Consider the following 22,774-nt stretch of genomic DNA (forward strand, 5'->3'; position numbering starts at 1 on the left):
GCGAAGACCCCGTTGTCGCTCCAGCGCTTCCAGCGGTTGTAGAGGGTCTTCGCCGGACCGAATTCCTTCGGCGCGTCTCGCCAGCGCAACCCATTACGAATGATGAAGATCATGCCGCCGAGGACACGGCGATCATCGACGCGGGGCTTGCCATGGCTTTTGGGGAGGAACGGCTTCAGCCGCTCCATCTGCGCGTCGGTCGGCCAGTAAAGATTGCTCGTCGATCATGTCTCCTCGCGGAGCCTGGATCACGCCAAAGGACCGAAATCAATGGGTCTGGAGCCTAATGATTTGCGAGGTTTGTGAAGCAGACCTCACCAAATACCTGCCGCCTGCAAAGACCAATTTGGCCGCGACAACGCCAACAGAAGAGCAGTAGAAGTTTTGACTTTATCGGACATTTTCCATCTGGATGACCACATTTCGCGCATGACTCCAGATCGGAAGAGGCGGAGATATCAGATATTGTTCTGGATACAGTCTGCAAGGAATTCGACAAACTCGCGGATGTCGATATCCTCGGCGCCTCGGCCTCTCTCAAGAGAGACCTGAAGTGCGCCCAGGCTGGGAAACCCGTGCTGCTCATCAAGCACGATCATGTTTTTGTCGATCGAGGTGGTGCCGATCACCGAAGTTGCCAGGCCCGCCGAAACTGCGCTCTGCACTCCAGAAACATTCATGGTGGTAATCGCGCAATACCAGGGCCGCCCTACCCGATCGAGAGCCTCGGTTGCCGCACTTCGATAAAGACACGGCGCGGGCAAAAGTGCCAGAGGGATGGTATCATCAATGCGGGACTGCCCCTTGGCTGCGACCCAAACCAATTGCTCCAGAAACAACGGATCACCTTTTGCGTCCCGAATCTCAGAGGCGCAGATGGCAATATCCAATGTTTCGTTCCGGATGTGTTCTCGAAGGCGACTGCTCAGATCGACAGTGACACGAATGTCGTATTGCGGAAAGGCGTTGCGCAAATGCGTCAGAATGGCCGGAAGGCGGTGAGGGGCAAGATATTCAACGATGCCCAGCCTCAGCAATCTGCGTTCCCCGCCGGACGAAATCTTGTGATACGCCTCATCATTCATGCGGAGAATCTGGCGCGCATAGTCGAGCAATATCTCACCGTGAGGTGTCAGGCGGACATTCCGCTTTTTTCGGTCAAATAGCTGACGGCCGACGACAGCTTCGAGGTTCTTGATTTGAATGCTGACCGCCGATTGAGACCTGTGAACACGATCTGCCGCCTTCGTGAAATTTCCCGTTTCGGCGACGTGGATGAAACTGCGTAAAAGTGCCGTGTCGATATCACGCATTTCCCCCCCAAGCATTAAAAAAATGCATCGTTATCATGATAAATATTCGTTTCTCGTGTCATCCGCAATACGACAAAGTCCTCGCGACTGATTATCTTCGTGAAAATTGGGAGGCGGAAGTTGAGTAGGAACGGAATCCGCGCGGATCTGAAGGGGCGTTCGGCCTTGGTTACCGGAGCCAGTGGCGGCATCGGTTTCGCATCCGCCGCACTGCTGGCCCGCAATGGCGCCAAGGTTGCACTGAATGACGTGTCAAACACACCGGCGTTGGTCGGTGCCGTAGAGAAACTCCGAGACGAAGGTCTGGATATTATCGCTGCTCCCGGCGACGTTTCAGACAACGAACAGGTACAAGAGATGATCCGGACTGCCGCTGATCGGATGGGAGGTCTGACCTATCTTGTCAACAATGCGGCGACGCCGGGAACCGGGAAGTCGATCCCGCCGGGCCAACTCGATCGGGTACCGGATACGCTCTGGAATCTTCTTCTTAACGTGAACCTGGTCGGACCTTATCGGTGCGTCCGGGCGGCGCGTGACTATCTGGACGCTGCCAAAGGCGCCGTGGTCAATGTCACTTCGACCGCGGCTTTGGGTGCCGGTGCCAGCAGCACCGCTTATGCTGCGTCGAAAGCCGGCTTGCAGCTTGTGACAAGGGAACTTGCCAAAGGATTGGGTCCGCGAATCCGGGTCAATGCGGTTGCCCCCGGTTGGGTCGGAGGCACGCAATGGCCCTGCGGGTGGAGTGAGGAGGAAGCCGCAGACGCGGTCAGGGCTCTGCCGCTAGGGCGGGTTGGAAGACCTGAGGATTTTGCGGAAGCGATTTTCTTTCTATGCGCAGGCGCGTCCTACATCACCGGGCAGACCCTGGTTGTAGACGGTGGTTTGACCGCATGAACGGGACAGCAGAAAAGATCGCTACGGTCGGCGTCATCGAAGGCCCGGGCTGGCACGACCCCACCGCTGATGATATTTCGTCGATATTGGGGGACAGCGTCACCGTTTTGCGCGAACCTCTGGACGTAGCTGGCTTCAACTGGTCGCTATCGGATATGGCGGGCAGCCGTGCCGCGATCGAACAGAGCGCGGCGAAACTGTCCGACCGCGGTTGTACCCATGTTCTGCAAGCCGGTCCGGCCTTCGCTTATATGCTTGCTGGAAGCATTTCCGGCGGTCGCGAACTGGAGATCGAGATCGGCCGCGTTGCGGGCTGCACAATGATCATGAGTGGTGCCGCCATGCATGCCGCCATGCAATCCATCAATGCGGCAGAGGTGGCGCTGGTTTGTCCCTATTACGATGAAGCATGGAAAAGCTGGCTGATACGTCTGTTGAGGAACGACGGCTACCAGGTCCGCAGCTATGCAAATTTCCTCGATGCGGGCGTCTTCGCTTCGCACGACCAGATCGTCGCCAGGTCCTATGATTTCGCCCCTTGGGAAGTCGAGGCATGCGTTCGCCATGCCTGCGATACCGCGCAGGATGCGGGTGGCGGTATCGGTGCCATATGGGTGGCCGGTGCGGGTGTGCGAACGCTCTCCTGGGCGCGTGACATTGGGGAACGTCTGGGAGCGCCCGTGATCGGTGCGGATTGGGCGCTGATGCGCAGTTTGATGATCAGCCTGGGCGTGGAAAGCCCGCTGGTGAAACTTCCAAGAGGTTGAAATGAAAGCGGTTCAATATTCGGCATTCGGTGCAGCAAAGGATGTTGTCGAGGTGGTGGAACTTGCAAAGCCAGAGCCGGCACATGGTGAGGTTCTGGTGCGGGTCTACGCATCTGGGGTCAATCCCTCGGACACGAAAAAACGCGCCGGGGCATTTCCTGATTTGCTGAGGGACGGTCCTGTGGTTCCCAACAGTGACGGGGCGGGTGTCATCGAAGCTGTCGGCAATGGCGTCAGCGTCGCGAGGATCGGCCAGCGTGTCTGGATCTATCAGGCCCAATACGAAAGAAGATTGGGAACGGCGGCGCAATATGTCGCAATCGATGCGCGCCGGGCCGTTCCATTGCCACAGAACGTCACCTTCGAGGTTGGCGCCTCGTTGGGAATACCTGCCATGACGGCGCATCGCTGCGTGTACGCCGATGGGCCGGTTGGCGGGAAACTGCTGCTTGTCACGGGTGGCGCCGGTCGCGTCGGCCATTATGCGGTGCAGTGGGCCAAGTTGGGCGGTGCGACAGTCATTGCGACGGCAAGCAGCGATACGACCCGCGCGGACTGCTTTGCGGCAGGCGCGGATATTGTCGTCAATCACCACGATGCGGACTGGGATCAGCAAATCCTGGAATGGACACAGGGCCGTAAAGTGGATCGGGTGATTGATACCGAATTCGGGGCGAACCTTTCGAAAGTGCTGGAGGTCATCAGGATCGGAGGGGCTATCGCCACCTATTCCTCGATGGTCGTTCCCGAACCGACGCTTCCCTTCAAGCGCATGATGTTCATGGACCTGACCCTGCGCATGGTGATCGTCTATGCGATGCCGGAAGCCGCCAAGGCCGAAGCCATCGAGGCGCTGGACCGCGCGCTTGCACGGGGCGACCTGATTCATCGCATCACGGCGCGTTTCCCGTTGGAGAAGCTGGCCGAGGCAAGCGATCTGGTCGATGCAGGCGGCATCTGCGGTTCGGTCATTCTTGAGGTGACGCACTGACACATGAGGCCCCGCCCGAGGTATCTGGCGGGGCCTTCGTATTTTTCGGGAAGGGGGGAGACATGTCTTTTAATAAGCAATCCACCAGCGCGAACGCCGCGATGGATCGGATGATTTTCTGGCCGGCCGTGATTGTAGTCACAGTCGTCACGATCACGATGATCCTTTTCGAGGAAAGGGCGAAATTCATCATCGACGCTACCTTCAACTGGCTGACGCGCGATTTCGGGTTCTTGTATCAGTGGTTCGGGCTTGCGGCGCTCGGTCTTTGCCTTTGGCTGGGTTTCGGACCATACCGTCATGTGCGTTTGGGAGGACCGGCCGCGCGCCCGGAATTCAATCGCGCCAGTTGGATCGCGATGTTTTTTTGTTCCGGGATCGGAACCTCGCTGATCTATTGGTCGGCGATCGAATGGACCTATTACTATTCTGCTCCGCCCTTCTGGATCGAACCGCAAAGCCAGATGGCGGCCGAATATGCCGCGATGTACGGCATGTTCCATTGGGGGCCGATCGGCTGGGCGATATATCTGCTCTGCGCGTTTCCGATAGGCTACGCCTATTACAATCGCGGAAGTTCAGGGCTACGCCTCAGTTCCGGCTGCGAAGGGGTCATCGGCAAGGCTCGAAGCGACGGTACGGTCGGACGCATCATCGATATCATGATGATCCTTGGGCTTGTAGGTGGAACGGGGACCAGCCTTGCCTCTGGCACGCCGCTGCTTTCCGAGGCGATCGCCTTCAATCTGGGGATAACCCGCACCGAGAACCTGGACTTGGTCGTGGTGCTGATCTGGAGCGCAATTTTCGTAGGCTCGGTGTCTCTCGGCCTCAAAAGAGGGATCAAGGTCCTCAGTGACCTGAATCTCATCGCGATCTTCGCGCTTTGTTCGTTGATTTTCGTGTTTGGTCCGACTGTGTTCATGCTGTCGACTTTCACGAACAGCATGGGTCTCATGGCGAGCGAATTCCTACGGATGTCGTTATATACCGATACGATCGGAAAAAGCGGTTTTCCACAGGACTGGACGATATTCTACTGGTCGTGGTGGGTTGCATATGGTCCTTACATGGGCATTTTCATCGCACGGATATCAAGGGGGCGCACTTTCCGAGAACTGACGATCGGAGTCCTCTCGGGTGGTAGCCTTGGCTGTGCGCTGTTCTTCACCGTTTTCGGAAACTGGGGCGTCTATCTGCAGTTGGAGGGCATCTTTCCGATCATCGAGGTCATCTCCGAAAAGGGTGAGGCATCGGCGGTCGTTGGCTTGTTGACCCAGCTGCCTGTGCAATGGCTTGTCATGCCCTTGTTCATCTTCCTTGCTTTCGTGTATTCGGCGACGACCGTGGACTCCTCGGCCTATTCGATCGCTACAGTGGCATCGCAGCGCAGCGAAGGGCGCGAACCATCGCTGGTCAACCGGGTTTTCTGGGCCGTATCGCTTGGTCTGATCGCGGTTGTCCTGATGCGCCTGGGCGGATTGGCGCCGCTGAAGACGGCAAGCGTCATCGTGGGTTTGCCGCTGTTGTTCATCATGTCGCTGTCCATTGTTTCGCTTCTAAAACTGCTTCGTGCGGAAAACGCGGCCGAAAAGGTCCTGAAAGAGCGGCCCCGGACGGAGCCTTTGGTCTGATCGATGCCGGAGGCCCCTCGTGCGATCGTCGGGTGAACGACGAAAGTGAAGGGCCTCCGCGACTTGTGAGTTTCCTCGCGCATCGGCAATGCCTGCCCGACAAACCGGGCCGGATCGCAAAACGGTCAGGAAATATCTGGCCGAAGGTCTTGCGGCGCGGCTTGATGACCTGCGCGTACGGGACGAAACAGCCGTTTGTCTTTCGCCGGCGAACTTCGTCCGATGTTATCGGGCCGCCGCCGATGGAACGTAGGGGATCTGCACGGCCAAGGTCTTCTGCCTGCGGCAGAGCGTGGAAAAGTCCAGCCAGTCCAGCTTCAGCATGCTCGCCACATGCCGGTAGTCTGACGCAAGGGAAGCTTGAAGAGAACCTTGATCAACAGCAGAACTGGATGGCCGCGTCGGAAAAGACCGGCGGGCGGCCCCGGGCGCCCGTCATGAGGCGCGCGCCCGGTCATGTCCGCGTCGACCCAGATCAGCAGGGAATGCAGAACGAGTCCTGAACCTAGGCAGCGGCAGGGCGAGATTGCCCGGCCGTGCGCTGGCGCGGGTCAGAGTCAGGGTCTGGGTGTCGGTCAGTTTGATCATGGCGGCTCCGTCAGATGCACTCTGTGACGGGAATACATGCTCAGCCTTCCGTCAAAGTGTAGCGCAATCAGTAGAGATTTCTTTTCCGGGGACAGAGTCCTCCGAATGGCTCCAACAAGGCGTGGGGCCAAGCAGCGCGAAAGCCGGCGCCAGATTGGGTTGCGGAAGAAGGGCAGGCCTACTACCCCTTATCCCTTTCGATGATCCATTCGACCTCTGGGGCGGGGACGAAGCGCCAGTTTCTTCGGGGCCCGGCCATGACGTTGAGGTAATACATCTCGAAGCCATAAGGCGCGCCGCAGGGGTGGTGGCCGCGGGGGACCAGGACGACGTCGCCGTCCCTGACCGCCATCACCTCGTCGAGGCTGCCATCGTCGGTATAGACCCGCTGGATGCCGAAGCCGTCCCCGGGGTTCAGCCGGTGGTAATAGGTTTCCTCCAGATAGGTGATGCGGGGGAAATCGTCCTCGTCATGGCGGTGGCTGGGATAGGAGGACCAGTGACCCGCCGGCGTGAACACCTCGGTCACCAGCAGGCTGTCGCAGTAATCCTGATCCTCCATGGCGATATTGTTGATGTGGCGGCTATTGGTGCCCTTCCCCCGCTCGGTCAGGGTGATCCCGTCCGGCCCGATCCGGCGCGCCTGATGGCCGCCGCGGCCCGGCGCCGAACAGACGGCGATGACGCAATCGGTGGTCGCCTCGGCCTGCCAGTCCTGACCGTTGGGGAGGTAGAGGCAATGCGGCGGGGTCTTCTCGAAGACATTCATCCGGTCCCCAAGCTCGCCCCAATCCTGCCCGGCAGCGTGGAGGCGTGCCTTGCCTTCGACCATAACCAGGATGACCTCGTTGCCGCCGGTGGCCCCGGCCGCCCGGTCGCCCGCGCGCAGCCGGTGCAGCGAGAAGCCGACATGGCGCCAGCCGGCATCCTGCGGGGTGATGCGGTGCACCTCGCCACGGGTGCCGAAGGGTTTGCGTAAAAGCCCGCTCATGATCCTGCCTCATTTGCCATGTCGAATATCCTCGGATGGTGCGGGGGCAGACAGCCCCCGCCATGGTCGCCCTCAGGCGGCGGCCCTGTCCAGCCCGGCCTCGGCCGCCGCCGCCTTCAGCGCCGCCAGCCCCATGGACTGGTATGCCAGCGGGTTCCTGACCGCCGGATCCTGCTCGGCCTCGATCACCAGCCAGCCATCGTAACCCGCCTGCGCCAGGATGCGCAGCAGGGGCACAAAATCGATCGCCCCCTCGGGATCGCCCGGCACGGTGAAGGCCCCGGCCAGAACGCCCTGCAGGAAGGACAGCCCCTCGGCCCGCACCCTTTCGGTCACCGGGCGGCGGATGTTCTTGGCGTGGAAATGCGCGACGCGGGGCGCATGTTTCGTCAGCACCGCCGCCGGATCGCCGCCACCGAATGCGCAATGCCCGGCATCGAAGAGCAGATGCGTGGCCGGCCCGGTCGCCGCCATGAAGGCGTCGATCTCCTCGGGGCTTTCGACCACCGTGCCCATGTGGTGGTGATAGGCCAGCGTGATGCCCTGGCTGGCCAGATAGGCCGCGAATTCCTCCATCTTCGCGCCGAATTCCGCCATCTGGTCGGTATTCAACCGGGGCCGGTCGTTCACCGCCACATCCGGGCGGCCATGCACGGTGTTCGAGCATTCGCAGGTAATGCAGACCCGGCAGCCATTGGCCTTCAGCTTTGCCAGATGGCCCTGCACGGCGGCGATCTCGTCCGCGACCGAACGGGTCAGCAGTTCCGTCGAATACCAGCCCGAGATGAAGCGCAGCCCGTATGCGCCCAGCAGCGCCTTCAGCGCCTGAGGGTCCTCGGGCCAGCGATGGCCATTCTCGATCCCGTCAAAGCCGATCTCGCGGCCCGCCTCGCGCAGGATCTGCTCGGTCGGGATATGCGCGCCGATCGACTGGTCGTCGTCATTGGCCCAGGCGATGGGGTTGGTGCTGTAAAGGATCATGGGTCAGCCTCAGTTCACAAGCGCCTGTCGCGCGATATTTGCCAGATAATCGGCATAGGCGGCGCGCAGCCGGTCGCTGTCGCCGATCTCGGGCACCGCCACGTCCCAGAAATGCCCCGCGCCCTCCAGCCCGTCGCCGGGGCCGGGCTCGGCGGTGGTGTCGATGACGATCACGGTCGGGATGTCGCGGCTGCGGGCGGCGGCGATTTCGGATTCCAGCGCCGCGATGCTGTCGGCCTTCACCGCATGCGCGCCCATGCTGGCGGCATGAGCAACAAAGTCGATCTGCGGCTGCGCTTCGACATTGCTGTCCACATACATATTGTTGAAGGCCGCCCCGCCGGTGCCCTGTTGCAGCCGGTTGATGCAGCCATAGCCGCGATTGTCGGTCAGCACGACCGTGAAGGGCACGCGCCGCATGACCGCCGTGGCCAGTTCGCTGTTCGCCATCATGTAGCTGCCATCGCCGACGAAACAGATCACCTCGCGATCGGGCCGCGCCAGTTTCAGCCCCATGGCGCCCGCCACCTCATAGCCCATGCAGCTATAGCCGTATTCCATGTGATAGCCGCCCTGGCTCGGCTGCCACAGAAGCTTCAGCGCGCCCGGCATGGTGCCGGCGGCGCAGATGGCGATGGCGTCCTCGCCGGTCGCGCGCTGCACCGCGCCGATCACCTGCGCATCGGTCGGCAGCGCGTTGCCGTCGGAGGGCGCGGCGCAATGCGCATCGACCGCCCTGAGCCAGTCGGCGCGGGCCTGCGGCAGGGCGGCCTCGGCGCGATAGTCCCCCAATGCGGAAGTCAGGGCGTCGAGCGCGACCTTGGCATCCGCCACCAGAGAGACCCCGCCATGCTTGGCTGCGTCATAGGGCTGCACATTCAGGCTGACCAGTTTTGCGCCCGAAAACAGCGTCCGCGAGCCGGTGGTGAAATCCTGCAGGCGCGTGCCGATGCCGATCACCAGATCGGCCCGGCCCGCCACCAGATTGGCCGCAGCCGAGCCATCCACCCCGGCCGCGCCATAGTTCATCGCATGGTCCTGCGGCAGCGCGGATTTGCCCGCCTGCGTCTCGATCACCGGGATATTGTGGCGGCTGGCGAAACCGGCCAGCGCATCCTCGGCCCCCGAATAGACGACCCCGCCGCCGGCCACGATCACCGGGGCCCTGGCTTCGCGGATCAGACCCGCCACCTCTTCCAGCTCAGCCGCATCCGGCGCCGGCCGGCGGATGCGCCAGACGCGCGGCGCAAAGAACGCCTCGGGCCAGTCATAGGCTTCCGCCTGCACATCCTGACAGAAGGCCAGGCAGACCGGCCCGCAATTGGCCGGGTCCGTCATCACCCGCATGGCGCGCGGCAGCGCGCTCAGCAGATGCTCGGGCCGGGCGATGCGGTCGAAGTAACGCACCACAGGCCGGAAACAGTCATTGGCCGAGACCGTGCCGTCATCCCAATCCTCGACCTGCTGCAGGACCGGATCGGGGCGGCGGCTCGCGAAGATATCCCCCGCGATGATCAGAAGCGGCAGCCGGTTCACATGCGCCAGCGCCGCCGCCGTCACCACATTCGTGGCCCCCGGCCCGATCGAGGTGGTCACCGCCTGCGCCCGCCGGCGCGCCGAGCCCTTGGCAAAGGCAATCGCCGCATGCGCCATGGTCTGCTCGTTCTGCCCCCGCCAGGTCGGCAGCGCCGCGCCGATCCCATGCAGCGCCTCGCCGATGCCCGCGACATTCCCGTGCCCGAAGATCGCCCAGACGCCCTCGATAAAGCGCGGACCCTCTTCCGTCATCTGCACCGAAAGCCAGCGCATCATCGCCTGCGCCGCCGTCAAACGGATCGTCCCGCTCATCTGCCCGCCTCCAAACCCATTCTCTATCATCTCCAAATATCCTGGGGGAATCGCCGTCAGGCGATGGGGGCAAAGCCCCCCTGCCCCCGCCCCTCAGGCCGCCACACGCGCCCGCGCCCGGTCCCAGATCGCGCAAAGCCGTCCGTAGCGCGCGGCCATCTGCGCCACGGCATCCGCGTCGCTCAGCGCGCCCGCCAGCCAGCCCCGCGCCGCATCGGCAAAGATCGTCCGGCCCACGGCAAAGCCCCGCACCAGCGGAAATCCCGCCGCCACCTCAAAACTGGCCGCCAGCTCGTCCTCGGGCGCGTCCAGCCCCAACACCACGATGCCGCGCGTATGCCGGTCATGATCCTCGATGGCGGCGATGGCGTTCCGCCAGCCGTCATGCGTCTGCATCGGCTCCAGCTTCCACCAGTCGGGATAAATCCCCGCCGCATAGAACTGCCGGATCAGCGTCGCGGTGGCGGTCTCATCCACCGGCCCGACCTTCGAGGGGATCACCTCCAGCAGGAATTCCAGCTTGTTGCGCCTTGCCGCCGCGTAGAGCCGCCCGACCGTCGCCTCCTGCCCGGCGCGCAGCGCCGCATCGTCATCGGGGTGGCAGAAGCACAGAACCTTCACCACATTCCCGCGCGCCCATTCATGCAGCCCGCCGCAATCGGGGCCAAGCTCGGGTTCCAGCAACAGAGGCCGCGAGCCCGGCCATTCGGCGGGCCGCCCGATCCACAGCCCCGTCCCCGAGGCCGCATGCAGCGCCGAGCGCCCGATCCGGTTGTCGCAGAGAATGCCATAACCGGTCCGCCCATCGGCCACCTGACGCGCGGCCCGCAGGCACAGCTCCTTGAAGGCGCCGCCCTTCGCGGGCGTATAGCCCTCCATCTCCTCCAGCTGCCCGCGATGGTCGAAGGCAAAGACCCGCATCCCGGACCAGTCGCCCGCGCCGGGACCCGTGCGGTTCGTGGCCCAGTGGATCTGCTCCAGCTCGGCATCGTTGCGCAGATCCGGGCGCCTGACCCCGCGACCCAGAAAGAACTCCAGCTCGGCGAGGCTGGGATAGGCCGGCGTGCAGCCATGGCGCGAGACCGCGAAGGCGCCGCAGGCATTGGCGTATTCCAGCGCGCGCGGCCAGTCCTCGCCATCCAGCCAGCCCTTCAGCAGACCGGAAAAGAACCCGTCGCCCGCGCCCAGCACGTTGAACACCTCGATGGGGAAACCCGGGCCCGTCTGGCCGTCATCCAGACGGTCCGGGACCCTGCCCTCGAAGGCCACCGCCCCCTTCGCGCCCCGTTTGCAGACCAGCGTGGCATCCGAGACCTGCCGCACCGCGCGCAAAGCCGCGATGGTGTCCGTGCTGCCGCCCGCGATGTGGAACTCCTCCTCGGTGCCGACGATCAGGTCGAAATAATGCAGCGTCGATTGCAGCTCCGCCGTCACCGCGGCACTTTCCACGAACCGGCTCTCGCCCTCGCCATGGCCCGCCACGCCCCAGAGGTTCGGCCGGTAATCGATATCCAGCGCCGTCTGCGCCCCGTGCTTCTTCGCCAGCTCCAGCGCCCGGATCACCGCCGCCCGCGTCCGCGGATGCGACAGATGCGTCCCCGTCGCCAGCACGGCGCGGGCCTCGGCGATCAAGCCCTCGTCGATATCCTCCTCGGTCAGGCCCATATCGGCGCAGTTCTCGCGATAGAAGATCAGCGGAAAGCTGTCCTCGTCGCGAATGCCCAGGATCACCAGCGCCGTCAGCCGCTCGGTATCGGTCTTGACGCCCCGCACATCCACGCCCTCGCGCAGCAACTGCTCGCGGATGAACCGCCCCATATGCTCGTCGCCCACACCGGTAATCACCGCAGAACGCAGCCCCAACCGCGCCGTACCGCAGGCGATATTCGTCGGAGACCCACCGATATATTTGCTGAAAGACCCCATATCCTCCAACCGGCCACCAATCTGGTCGCCGTACAGATCAACGCTGCTGCGACCGATCGTGATAAGATCCAAGGGCTTCGTCATGGGGTTCTCCTTAAAATCCGCTGTCGCGCAGGAAGCGGCGGCTGGCCGTGAGATCGTCGAGGATCGAGCCCGTGTTGCGCGGATCGCGCTCCTGCTCGATGGTGATAAAGCCGCCATAGCCGAGCTCGCTCAACAGGCGGCGGATGGCGGGATAGTCGATATTGCCGCGCCCGATGGGGCACATGACGCCGCGGGCGCAGGCGTCGAAAAAGCGGATATGCTCGGCCATGACCTGATCGTAGACGGCCGGGTCGATATCCACACGGTCCCAATAGGCGCGCAGCGTCTCGGCCGGGTCCATCCCGGAATAGGCCATATGGCCTGTATCGAGGCAGAGCCCGGCCAGATCGGCGGGCAGGTCGTGGGCCAGTTGCTCCAGCTCGTCGGCGAATTCGATATAGCCGCCGGCATGGGGGTGGATCACGGCACGGACGCCATATTCGCCAGCCCGGACGGCGATGGCACGGATATTGTCGATCATGCCGGCCCATGCGGCGCGGTCCAGACACGGGGCACGCCCGGAATGGCCTGCGGCATAGTCGCGCTCGTCATGGCCCCGATCCATCACCGTCAGATAGGGCGCAGGGAAACGCTGGCCGGGATGGCTGGCCGGTTTCGGCAAGGCGGTGACCAGCGCGCAGATCTCGTCGGTCTGGTGCAGCAGATTGTCGCGGTTCGCGGGCGAGACCAGATCGTCGAAAATGGTGCCGACCACCAGCGAGAGGCCCCGCGCCGCCAGCGCCTGCCCGATCCGCGCGGCATCCAGCGGCATATAGCCGTAAGGTCCAAGCTCCAGCCCGCCAAAACCCGCCTGAGCGGCCTGATCCAGCACGGTTTCCCATGGTGGCAGATGCGGGTTCTTCACATCGTCCACACCCCAGCAGCAGGGCGCGCAGGTGATGGTAATGGGGTCAGCCTGCGGCATGGATCGTCTCGAATACCAGGTTTTCATGGAATTGTTCATGCCAGGCGATGAAGCGTGTCGTGTGTTCCTGCTGCATGTGGAAATCATGCGCGGCCCGGTCCGCCCAGCTTTCCACGAAGACCAGCCGGTCTGGATTGTCGGTGCAGGTGTAGAAGTCATAGGCGATGCAGCCCGGCTCTGCCCGCGCGGCGGCCTGCGCCTCGGGCGCGCGCGACAGGATCTTGTCGCGCGTTCCGGGCTGGCAGTCGATGGTGACGATGAACTTGTACACCCGCCCGCGGCCTATCTGCTGATCGTGGCTTGCAGCGCGTCGATCGAGGACTGAATGCCCGCATCGGTGGACATGGTGAAATCCTCCATCTCCAGCGACACCCAGTCGTTATAGCCCATCATGCGCACGACCGAGAAAAACTCTTTCCACCATTGCAGATCCTTGCCCGCGCCGACGGCGACGTAATTCCAGGTGCGGTTGGCGACATCGGTCACTTCGCGCGTTTCCAGCAGGCCATCGACATCCGCGCGGCCCCGTTCGATCCGCGTGTCCTTGCCGTGGCAATGATGGATCGCCGCGCCCAGGGCGCGAGCCGAATGGATCGGGTCCGCGCCCATCCAGATCAGGTGCGAGGGGTCCAGATTCATACCGACCACAGGTCCCACTTCGTTGCGCAGCCGGAACAGGGTTTCCGGGTTCCAGACCAGCATGGCCGAGAAATTCTCAAGCGCGATCTTTTCGACACCGACCTTTCCGGCATGGGCGACCAGGCCATGCCAATAGGGGAAAGCCCGATCCTGCCACTGATAGCGGTCGCGTTCGGGCATCTCGGCGGGCCATGACTTGGTATAGACCAGCCAGTTGGGGACCGTATCGCCGGGGGCGGCCTCGGGCAGGCCGGACATGGTGACGATCTTCTTCACCCCGATTTCGCCGGCGAGGGTAAAGGTCTCCTCGATTTCCTTGCGGTGCTTTTCGCCAAGCGGGCCGGGATCGAGCGGATTGCCGGAACAGTTCAGCGCCGCGATCTGCAACCCGCGCGCCTCGATCTCGGCCAGTTTCCGTTTCAGCAGACCCTTGTCGGCCAGCAGTTCGTCGGCGCGGAAATGCGGCGCTGGCGACCAGCCGCCGCCGGTCATCTCGACGCCCTCGACGCCCAGTTTCACACATTTGTCCAGCATGTCGGTGAAGGACAGATCGCCCATCACGTCGGTACAAATCGAAAGTTTCATTTCTCTGTCTTTCTGATGCAGGGAATAATCAGGGCACGCCGGAGGGGAGGAGGCCCGGCGCGCCCGCCGGGGTTATTCGAAATCGACCCAAACCGCGCCCGCATCGGCCGAGCGGACGCAGTTTTCCAGCCAGCGCACGCCTTCGGTGCCCGCCTCGATCCCCGGATAGCGATGGGTTTTCAGGAACGCCTCGTCACCGCGCCGTTTCGCGTCGATGGCCTGCGCGATCCACAGGTAGATATTGGCCCAGCTGTCGCCCAGACCTTCGGTATGCAGCGCGCCCATACGGTCCACCTCCAGGCTTTCCGGTTCCAGATAGGGCATGCCGTGATGCAGGATGCGGTTCGGCTCGCCCTGCACATCGTAGAAAAGCTGGTCCGGATGGGCGTCCGACCATTCGACCGACGCTTTCGAGCCGACGAACCGATAGCGCTGCGAGCCCATGTTTCCGGCATTGACGGAACTGACCCAGAGCCGCCCCCGGGCGCCGTTGTCGTAATGCATCAGCACCGTGGCGTGATCTTCCAGCGGGGCGCGCGAGGGGATGAAGGCCTTGCGGTCGCAAAGCAGCCTTTCGATCTTCAGATCGGGCAGCACCACCTCGGAGAGGTAGTAAAGATGCGTGCCGATATCGCCCAGAACGAAGGTCGGCCCGGCGGTTTTCGGGTTGGTGCGCCATTTGACCGCCTCGCCCGCATCCGTATCGTCGCCCGCATTAAAGCCGTGGGTGTATTGCAGATCGACAATGCGGATCTCGCCCAGCATGCCATGGGCGACCATCGCCGCCATCTGACGCACCAGCGGATGGCCGGTAAAGCCATAGGTCACGCCGACGATCAGACCCTTTTCCGCCGCCAGTTTCGCGATCTCTTCACATTCGGCGACAGTGAAGAACAGCGGCTTTTCGCAGATCACATGGATGCCGGCTTCCAGCAGCGCCCTGGTGATCTCGTAATGGGTGAAGTTGGGCGTCGCGACCGAGACCACCTCGACGCCGTCGTCGCGCCCCGCCTCGCCCGCGATCAGATCCTGATATGTGGCATAGCAGCGGTCGGGCTGAACCCCCAGATTGGTGCCGAAATCACGCCCGCGATCGGCATCCAGATCGAAGGCCCCCGCGACAAGCCGATAGGTGCCGTCGCGCAGCGCGCCGCTGCGGTGCTTGTAGCCGACCTGCCCGGTGCGACCGCCGCCCACCATGCCCCAACGCAGGGGCCGCTCGATCAGTAGCTCGCCGTTATACATCTTATACGACTTTCTGTTGTGCCCTACGCCGCCGCTTTCACGGTCCGGTCGTAAAGGCCGGGTTTCTGGATCATCCGGATATCTTCGCGCGCGCCGCTTTCCACGGCGCGCAGTGCCGCATCGGCGACCAGGGTTGCGGCATAGCCATCCCATGTGCTGGGGCCGGTGGCCGTGCCCCGCCCGGCCGCCACGATCCATTCGCGGAATTCCTGGTCATAGGCCTCGATGAAGCGTTCGCGCCAATCCTCCGGGATGGCCTGCCGGATGCCATGCGCATCGCTGACCACCACCGCCGGCCGGTTGGGCAGCGCCGCGACGCCCTGTTCACAGCTGACCTCGCCGCGGATGTCATAGCCATAGGCGATGTTCACGCTGATCTCGACATCCACAATCGCGCCCGAGCCCATATGCAGCAGCACCATCACCGGATCGCGCAATTCATTGCCGCGCGAATTGCGGCGCGGGACGCGGACCTCGACGCCGCTGATTTCGTCGCCCAGCAGCCAGCGCGAGATATCGGCGTCATGGACCAGCGTATCGTTCAAGGGCATGTCCGAGGTATAAAGCCGCTCGGGCACCGAGGCATTGCGATGGACCGAGCGATAGATCAGCGGCGCGCCAAGGCTGCCGCCGTCGATCACCGCCTTCAGCCGCCGGTAGTCCGCGTCGAACCGGCGCATGAAGCCGACCTGCACCAGCCGGCTGCCATGCGCCACTTCGGCCTCAATCACCCGCAAGGCGGCAGCCTCGGAGGTCACCAGCGGCTTTTCGCAGAAGACCGGCTTGCCGGCCGCGATGCAGTCCAGCAGTTGCTCTTCATGCGCGGGTCCCCAGGAGCAGATAACAACCGCCTGCACCTTGTCCGAACGGATCAGCGCCTGCGGCGTCTCGAAAACCTCGGCCCCCTCGGGCGCGGCCGACGCGGCGCGGCTGCGGTCGATATCGGAAACCGCAACGACCCGCGCCCCGGACAGAACCTGCGTCAGGCGGCGGATGTGATCCTGACCGATCATGCCGGTGCCGATGACGCCGATTTGCAAAGTCATGGCGTCCCCCTCACTTGAAGTATTGATCGACATAGCGCTGCATCTCGCGGCGCATGAATTTGCCGCTTTCGTCGGCCTTTTCTTCCCAGGCAAAGACGCAGGCGGTCATCACGCCGTCAAAGCCGATCTCGGCCAGCGTGCGGTAGAAATCGTCCCAGGGCACCTCGCCCTGGCCGATGTTCAGATGCTGGTGCACCCGCGCCTGCGAGCCGGGCGGGTTGATGATATAGCGCAAGCCCGAAGACGCCTTGTGGTTGAACGTGTCCGCGATATGGACATGGGCCAGCACATCCGCGCTTTCGCGCAGCATCGCCGCGGTGTCGTCGCCGAAATAGAAGGTATGCGGCGTGCAATAGAGAAACTTGACGCGCGGGCTGTTCACCGTGCGGATCAGGTCCAGCGAGGGTTGCAGCGACTCGGTCCAGTCCTCGGGATGCGGCTCGATATTGAGGTTGATCCCCTCGCGCTCCAGGATCGGCACCAGTTCCTCGATCGAGCGCCACCAGGCATCCTCGCAGGCCTCGATCATGGAGCCCGTGTGGCAGCAATAGCAGGACCCCTTGTCAGGATGCGGGCCGCGGCCGAATTCGCTGTTCATTGTGTCGACGCCCAGTTCCACGGCGATCTCGATGGCGCGTTTCCAGTGGCGGATGGCCGCGCGGCGCTCATCCTCGTCGTTCGAGGCCCAGCGATACATCGGCAACAGGCTGGCAATGCCCACAGTGGCATCGGAAAGCGCCTTTCTGAAGCTTCTCACCCGGTCCGGGAAGACGCGCGGCGCCTTGAACCATTCCAGAAAATCGGCGCGCGGGCTGAGTTCGATCCACTCATAGCCCAGCTCCGCCACCTTCGAGGGCAGGTTTTCCAGCGGCAGGTGGCGATGCATAAACGGGTCGAGGGCGATTTTCATGGGATCACCTTGAGATAAGATTTGGATTGTCAGGATGGGCCGCTCGCGAGGGCCGCGCCCGGCTTGGGTCAGTGCTTGGGCGGCGGGGCGTGGCCGTCATGGCTGGCCATGTATTCCTCGACCTCCTCGCCCAGATCGGCGAGCGCCTCGCCGCCGGCCATCAGGTCCGTGATCTCCTCGCGCGAGCGTTCGCCCTTGCGGAAATCGGCGGCCAGAGCGCCCTTGATCAGCACGCCGAAATGATCGCCCACGGTCATCGCGTGCATCACCTGATGGGTGATGAAGATCACCGCGAGGCCGCGTTTCTTCGCCTCCAGCACGATGCGCAAAACGTGAGAAGCCTGCTTGACCCCAAGTGCGGCGGTGGGTTCGTCCAGGATCAGCACGCGGGCGCCGAAATGGACCGCGCGGGCGATGGCCAGCGACTGACGCTCGCCCCCCGACAGACCGCCGATCAGCCGGTCGCCATCGTCGATGCGGGTGATGCCGAAATCCTGCACCGCCTTCACGGCGATCTCGTTTGCGGTCTTGCGGTCATAGACCTTGAACGGACCCCAGCCCCTGGTCGGCTCGACCCCGACAAAGAAGGACCGCCCGATGGACATCAGGGGAAAGGTGCCGCCGAACTGGTGCACCGTCGCGATGCCCATTTCCTGCGCCTCTTTGGGGTTGTTGAACTCGACCGGCTGGCCGTCGAATTTCACTGTCCCCGATGTCGGCTTGTGCACGCCGGCCAGCGTCTTGATCAGCGTCGATTTCCCGGCGCCGTTATCGCCCAACAGGCACAGCACCTCTCCGGCATGGACGCGCAGGTTGATGTTGTGCAGCACGTCGATGGGGCCAAAGGATTTGTCGACGTTTTCCAGCTCGAGGATGGGGGTCGCCATGTCATTCCCCTCCCTTCTTTTTCTTCGGGGTGTAGCTCAGCGCCATATCCCGGAAGGTGTTGTTCATCAGAACGGCCAGCAGCAGCATGATGCCGATGATCAGCGACGACCAGTTGCGGTCGAAATCGGTGAAATAGATGCCCTGGTTGACGATGGCGAAGGTGATCGTGCCGAAGAAGATCCCGATCACCGATCCAAAGCCGCCGGTCAGCAGCACCCCGCCGACCACCACCGAGATGATGCAGTTGAAGATGAAGATCATCCCGCCCGAAACCTGCGCCGAGTTAAACAGGATCGCCTGGCACATGCCCACGAAAGAGGCGCTGGTTGCCGACAGGATGAACAGGATGATGGTCAGCCGGTCGGTCGGGATGCCGGCATTGCGGGCACTGACCTTGTCGCCGCCCAATGCGAACAGCCAGTTCCCGAAGGGCGAGTAGTGCACGAAAAAGACGTAGATCGCGGTGATCGCCAGCCACCACAGGATGATGACCTGGAACGAATTGGCGATGAATTGGCCAAACAGGAACTTGGCCCAGTCGGGCGCGGTCAGCGCGACCGAGGTGGTGCCGGTCAGCAGCACCGAAAAGCCCAGCGTCAGCCCCTGCACCGCGAACAGCATCCCCAACGTGACGATCAGCGACGGCACGGCGGTGCGGACCACCAGAAGCCCGTTGATCAGCCCGACGCAGATACCCACCGCGATGGAGCCCAGCATCCCGATCCAGATCGGCAGTTCGTAGTGGCCAGACAGGATTGCCACCGTCATCGAGCCCGCGGGGATCATCGCCCCGATCGAGATGTCCAGTTCGCCCGCGATCATCAGCAGCCCGATCGGCAGGGCGACAATGCCAAGGTTGGCGGCCACGTTCAGCCAGCTTGCCGTTCCGGCGGGCTTCAGGAAATTGACGCCGCCGAAGATGACGAAAAAGACCAGAACGGCCAGAAGGCCAAGTAGCGCGCCCGCCTCGGGCCGGCGCAGATGATTTCCGAAATCAAGGTTTTTCATGGTGCTGTCCTTGTGTCGCGCCAGGCAGGCGTCGGTCGCCGCTGTTCATCCAGCATGCGATGACGATGGCACCGGCGCTCAACGAGCGCCCCTTTCGACACCCTGAAGGGTGGTTTCGATATTCGAGGCATCCACGATGCCTGGCCCGGTCAGCACCGGAGAGGTCGGAAGCTTGGTCCCGAAATCGACATGCGAGGCCAGCAGTTGCACCGCCAGAAGCGATTGCAGATAGGGCTGTTGGTCGATGGCAAAGGTCTGGGTGCCGGCCTGAATGCGCTGCAATCCGGCGCCGTTCAGATCGAAGCTGCCATGGATGACGCTGCCCTGCTTGCCGGCCTGCATGATACCGCTGGCCCCGGCATCGCCATCGGTGGCGCTGATATTGATCACGCCGTCGATCTCGGGGTTTTGCAGCAGCGTGGCCTTGATGGCCTCGGCGATCGCGGTCTGGTCGCCGAAGGACGAGGCCGGCAGCGGAAGCTGTTCGGCGGTTCCACCGCCCTCGGTCACGCCCTCGATGACGCCGGCGCAGCGGGCCTCCAGATTGGCTGCCCCCGGAACGGTGTTGACGCAGATGACATTGGTCGCGCCATTCTCGACGAAATAGGTGCCGCCCGCCTTGCCGGCGACAAACTCGTCCGACCCGACATAGTTGATCGCGCCCAGCTCGTCCGCCTTTTCCTTGCTTCCGGCATTCATCAGGATCACGGCAATACCCTGCGAAATGGCCGCCTTGATCGCGTCATCCTCGGCCTCGGGAACCCAGTTCGGCACGACGATACCATCGGCGCCCTGACTGATCGCGGTCCGGACAAGCTGCGCCGCATCCGGGCCGATATTGTCGTAGCTTTGCAGTTGCAGATAATTGACCGTGCCGCCATTAGCCTCGACGACATGGCGGGCATCGTCGATGCCCTTCTTGATGCGGTTCCAGAATTCTTCGTCGGCCCGTCCGCCGACGACGGCGATATCGGCGGCCATGGCAGCGGTGGAAGCGACCACGACAGCGGCAGTGGCCAGCAGGGCGCGAACGCGCCTTCCGTTGAGTTTCATCGGTATCCTCCCGTTAGGCCGTCCGGCTCGGCCCGATGTGACGTTTCGCCGGAACACTCATGCCCGCCGGGCAGAGCGCCTCATCCCGTAATCGGGGCGCGCAAAGCCTTGCGTCGCAGTCCGATTATCCGCGCTGAACCGCTGTCGGAGAAGATCGGGATCTGATCGAAACCAATCAGTCCGCAAAGCGGTTGCGCTGACACATGAATAGCATTTATGAATTAGGAAAGAAATATTTCTTGCGTCATAATGATATTTACATGTCTTTTGATATCATATCTGGAATGAGACAGCCATGGCCGACAAGCGCCCCACCATCGCCGATCTTGCCGATGCCGCCGGCGTCAGCATCGCGACCGTCAACCGCATCATCAGCGGCAACGCCTCGGTGCGCGCAGCCACCATCGAACGGGTACGCGACGCGGCCGAGCGGATCGGCTTTTACGGCCTCGGCGTAATCGAGGCGCGCAAGAACGAGGCTCTGCCGCGCTACCGGCTGGGCTTTCTGCTGCAGCAATCCACGCGCGAGCTGTACCGGATGTTCGGCGACGAGATCATTGCGGCGGCGCGGCGGCGCCGCGATGCGAAGGTCGAACCCGTGGTCGATTTCATCGACCGCCTCGACCCGACGAATATCGCGGAACGTCTGGGGGCGCTTGGCCGCGATTGCGATGCGGTCTCGATCGTCGCGGGCGATCATCCGCTGATCAGCCAGCAGATCAGCGCCCTGCGCGACTTGGGCACGCCGGTGGTGACCTATATCACCGACCTGTCCGCCCCGGATCGCGCCGGCTATGTCGGGCTGGACAACTGGAAGCTGGGCCGCACCGCCGCCTGGTTCATCGCCCAGACGGCGCAGGCCCCGGGCCGGGTGGCGCTGTTCATCGGCAATCACCGCTATCAGTGCCAGGACGTGTCCGACGCCAGTTTTCGATCCTATATGCGAGAGCATGCCCTGCATCTGCAGATCGACGACAGCCGCCCGACCCACGAAGAGCCCGACGAGGCCTATCGGATGGTCCGAGAATTGCTGGAAACCGGCGACGATCTGCGCGGCATCTATATCGCGGGAGGCGGCATCTCGGGCGTGCTGCGGGCGCTGCGCGAGAAACCCTGTGATCGCGGGCACCGCGTGCGCGTCGTTTGCCGGGATATCGGCCCCGAAACCCGGAAGGGTCTGACCGAGGGGCTGATCACGGCGGCGCTGTGCCATCCGCTGCGGCAAAGCTCGGATGAGCTGATCGACACGATGGTTGCCGCGTTGAACAGCCGCGGCGCAGTGTCGGTACGTCAGCGCATCGTCCCGCTTGAGATCATCACGCCAGAAAGCGTGTGATGGCATTCCATCAATGCGGGTATGGATTGCTCATCTTGACAGCCCAAAACTGACAATATTCGCGCAATGTCGCGCGCAAATGAAAGGGTCTCATGCGTATCGGAATTGTCGGCTATGGCACGGGCGGGCGGCATTTTCATGCGCCCTTCATCAAGGCCGCCAAGGGCGTTGAACTGGCGGGCATCGTTGCCCGTGCACCTGCCACCATCGAACGGGTGAAGGCGGACTATCCCGGTCTGCCGATCCATGCCAGCCTGGCCGAGATGCTGAAAGCGGGCGTGGATGCGGTGACCATCACCACGCCGCCCGGGACCCGGCGCGAACTGGTGCTCGAGGCGATCGCCGCGAGTGTCCATGTCATCGCCGACAAACCCTTCGCGCCATCCGCCGATACGGGGCGCGAGTTGGAACGCGCCGCAAGAGACAGGGGCGTGGTGCTGGGCGTATTTCACAATCGCCGCTTCGATACCGACGTACAGACGCTGAAGAAAGTGCTGGACAGCGGCCGCCTTGGCCGGCTGTGGCGCATCCATGCACGGATGGAACAGGACGATCCGGCAACGCTGGAGGCCGGTCCGGAAGGAGGGTTGCTGCGCGATCTGGGCAGTCACATGGTCGATCAGATCCTTTGGCTTCTGGGGCCCGCCGTTTCGGTCCATGCGCATCTGGACATGATCGACCTGCCCGAAGGTCCGACCGATGCGGGCTTTGTCATCTCGATCCGGCATCGGGGCGGCACATTCTCGCAGCTTGTTTCAAGCAAGATCAACGGGATCGACGCGAAGGAATTCGTGGCCTATGGCGAACGCGGCAGCTATCGCTCGGCCCAGACGGATGTGCAGGCACAGGCAATTTTTGCAGGCAAACGGCCCGCAGATGATCCGGCAGGATGGGGTTACGAGGCCGAAGAACGCTGGGGCCTGCTGGCCACCGATGACGGCAAGGAACCTGTGCCATCCGAACAGGGCCGCTATCACGATTATTACGAAGGCTTCGCCCGCGCGGTCCGCGACGGGACCCCGCCGCCGGTTACGCCTGCCGAGGCCATAGCGGTGCTTCAGGTTCTCGACGCCGCGCGCCAAAGCGCGACGGAAGGCCGCGAAATAAGCCTGTAAACAA

Annotated in this window: 21 protein-coding genes and 1 pseudogene; 6 read left to right on the top strand and 16 right to left on the bottom strand. The window is 63.0% G+C overall.

The window, feature by feature from the left end; all coding sequences use genetic code 11:
- On the bottom strand, positions 1-188 hold a 188-nt coding region (locus ACFOM8_RS19140; protein WP_377763862.1), incomplete at its 3' end, for a transposase.
- A 270-nt stretch (positions 189-458) separates the two neighbouring features.
- Positions 459-1,313, bottom strand: coding sequence for a LysR family transcriptional regulator (locus ACFOM8_RS19145; RefSeq protein ID WP_377763864.1), 855 nt, complete (start codon positions 1,311-1,313; stop codon positions 459-461).
- Positions 1,314-1,478: 165 nt separating this feature from the next.
- Here ACFOM8_RS19145 and ACFOM8_RS19150 point away from each other — a divergent pair, with 165 nt between their 5' ends.
- From ACFOM8_RS19150 to ACFOM8_RS19165, 4 genes are all read left to right on the top strand, one after another.
- A complete protein-coding gene (locus tag ACFOM8_RS19150) occupies positions 1,479-2,210 on the top strand; it encodes an SDR family NAD(P)-dependent oxidoreductase (RefSeq protein WP_377763865.1) in 732 nt (243 codons plus the stop codon).
- Positions 2,207-2,977: a hypothetical protein gene (locus ACFOM8_RS19155; protein ID WP_377763867.1), complete on the top strand. Its 771-nt coding sequence runs from the start codon at positions 2,207-2,209 to the stop codon at positions 2,975-2,977. Before ACFOM8_RS19150 ends, ACFOM8_RS19155 begins: the two co-directional genes overlap by 4 nt.
- A gap of 1 nt (position 2,978) precedes the next feature.
- Positions 2,979-3,968 (top strand): NADPH:quinone reductase, encoded by a 990-nt coding sequence (locus ACFOM8_RS19160; protein WP_377763868.1) that lies wholly within the window; start codon positions 2,979-2,981, stop codon positions 3,966-3,968.
- A gap of 62 nt (positions 3,969-4,030) precedes the next feature.
- On the top strand, positions 4,031-5,602 hold the full coding sequence (locus ACFOM8_RS19165; RefSeq protein WP_377763869.1) for a BCCT family transporter: 1,572 nt from the start codon (positions 4,031-4,033) through the stop codon (positions 5,600-5,602).
- Positions 5,603-5,851: 249 nt separating this feature from the next.
- On the opposite strand, the pseudogene ACFOM8_RS19170 reads toward ACFOM8_RS19165, so the two are convergent.
- The 14 genes and pseudogenes from ACFOM8_RS19170 to ACFOM8_RS19235 form a co-directional block, all read right to left on the bottom strand.
- A pseudogene (locus tag ACFOM8_RS19170) lies at positions 5,852-6,129 on the bottom strand (transposase); the annotation flags it as partial.
- A gap of 242 nt (positions 6,130-6,371) precedes the next feature.
- Entirely contained in the window at positions 6,372-7,181 is an 810-nt protein-coding gene (gene iolB / locus ACFOM8_RS19175) for a 5-deoxy-glucuronate isomerase (RefSeq protein WP_377763870.1), read from the bottom strand.
- A gap of 72 nt (positions 7,182-7,253) precedes the next feature.
- Positions 7,254-8,162: a myo-inosose-2 dehydratase gene (gene iolE / locus ACFOM8_RS19180; protein WP_377763871.1), complete on the bottom strand. Its 909-nt coding sequence runs from the start codon at positions 8,160-8,162 to the stop codon at positions 7,254-7,256.
- A gap of 9 nt (positions 8,163-8,171) precedes the next feature.
- Positions 8,172-10,010, bottom strand: a complete 1,839-nt coding sequence (gene iolD, locus ACFOM8_RS19185; protein WP_377763873.1) for a 3D-(3,5/4)-trihydroxycyclohexane-1,2-dione acylhydrolase (decyclizing) — start codon at positions 10,008-10,010, stop codon at positions 8,172-8,174.
- Positions 10,011-10,103: 93 nt separating this feature from the next.
- Positions 10,104-12,020 (bottom strand): bifunctional 5-dehydro-2-deoxygluconokinase/5-dehydro-2-deoxyphosphogluconate aldolase, encoded by a 1,917-nt coding sequence (locus tag ACFOM8_RS19190; protein ID WP_377763874.1) that lies wholly within the window; start codon positions 12,018-12,020, stop codon positions 10,104-10,106.
- Positions 12,021-12,030: 10 nt separating this feature from the next.
- Positions 12,031-12,945 (bottom strand): sugar phosphate isomerase/epimerase family protein, encoded by a 915-nt coding sequence (locus ACFOM8_RS19195; RefSeq protein WP_377763876.1) that lies wholly within the window; start codon positions 12,943-12,945, stop codon positions 12,031-12,033.
- Positions 12,932-13,216 carry a putative quinol monooxygenase gene (locus tag ACFOM8_RS19200; RefSeq protein WP_377763878.1) on the bottom strand — a complete coding sequence of 95 codons (285 nt, stop codon included), beginning with the start codon at positions 13,214-13,216 and terminating at the stop codon, positions 12,932-12,934. Before ACFOM8_RS19200 ends, ACFOM8_RS19195 begins: the two co-directional genes overlap by 14 nt.
- A gap of 11 nt (positions 13,217-13,227) precedes the next feature.
- Entirely contained in the window at positions 13,228-14,169 is a 942-nt protein-coding gene (locus tag ACFOM8_RS19205; RefSeq protein ID WP_377763879.1) for a sugar phosphate isomerase/epimerase family protein, read from the bottom strand.
- A gap of 72 nt (positions 14,170-14,241) precedes the next feature.
- Entirely contained in the window at positions 14,242-15,414 is a 1,173-nt protein-coding gene (locus tag ACFOM8_RS19210) for a Gfo/Idh/MocA family protein (protein WP_377763881.1), read from the bottom strand.
- 23 nt (positions 15,415-15,437) lie between these two features.
- Positions 15,438-16,460: a Gfo/Idh/MocA family oxidoreductase gene (locus ACFOM8_RS19215; protein ID WP_377763882.1), complete on the bottom strand. Its 1,023-nt coding sequence runs from the start codon at positions 16,458-16,460 to the stop codon at positions 15,438-15,440.
- A 10-nt stretch (positions 16,461-16,470) separates the two neighbouring features.
- On the bottom strand, positions 16,471-17,370 hold the full coding sequence (locus ACFOM8_RS19220; RefSeq protein ID WP_377763884.1) for a sugar phosphate isomerase/epimerase family protein: 900 nt from the start codon (positions 17,368-17,370) through the stop codon (positions 16,471-16,473).
- Positions 17,371-17,438: 68 nt separating this feature from the next.
- Complete coding sequence (locus ACFOM8_RS19225) at positions 17,439-18,257, bottom strand: ATP-binding cassette domain-containing protein (RefSeq protein ID WP_377763885.1); 819 nt, start codon at positions 18,255-18,257, stop codon at positions 17,439-17,441.
- Position 18,258: 1 nt separating this feature from the next.
- Positions 18,259-19,266 (bottom strand): ABC transporter permease, encoded by a 1,008-nt coding sequence (locus tag ACFOM8_RS19230; RefSeq protein ID WP_377763887.1) that lies wholly within the window; start codon positions 19,264-19,266, stop codon positions 18,259-18,261.
- A gap of 78 nt (positions 19,267-19,344) precedes the next feature.
- On the bottom strand, positions 19,345-20,319 hold the full coding sequence (locus ACFOM8_RS19235; protein WP_377763888.1) for a substrate-binding domain-containing protein: 975 nt from the start codon (positions 20,317-20,319) through the stop codon (positions 19,345-19,347).
- Between the two features lie 295 nt (positions 20,320-20,614).
- Between ACFOM8_RS19235 and ACFOM8_RS19240 the strand changes: the two genes are divergently transcribed.
- Both ACFOM8_RS19240 and ACFOM8_RS19245 read left to right on the top strand, forming a co-directional pair.
- Positions 20,615-21,655 carry a LacI family DNA-binding transcriptional regulator gene (locus ACFOM8_RS19240; protein WP_377763889.1) on the top strand — a complete coding sequence of 347 codons (1,041 nt, stop codon included), beginning with the start codon at positions 20,615-20,617 and terminating at the stop codon, positions 21,653-21,655.
- 92 nt (positions 21,656-21,747) lie between these two features.
- Complete coding sequence (locus ACFOM8_RS19245) at positions 21,748-22,770, top strand: Gfo/Idh/MocA family protein (RefSeq protein WP_377763891.1); 1,023 nt, start codon at positions 21,748-21,750, stop codon at positions 22,768-22,770.
- The last annotated feature ends 4 nt before the right edge of the window (positions 22,771-22,774 follow it).

It is taken from the genome of Paracoccus angustae (genome assembly GCF_042648745.1).
In the GTDB taxonomy this organism is placed as follows: Bacteria; Pseudomonadota; Alphaproteobacteria; order Rhodobacterales; family Rhodobacteraceae; genus Paracoccus; species Paracoccus angustae.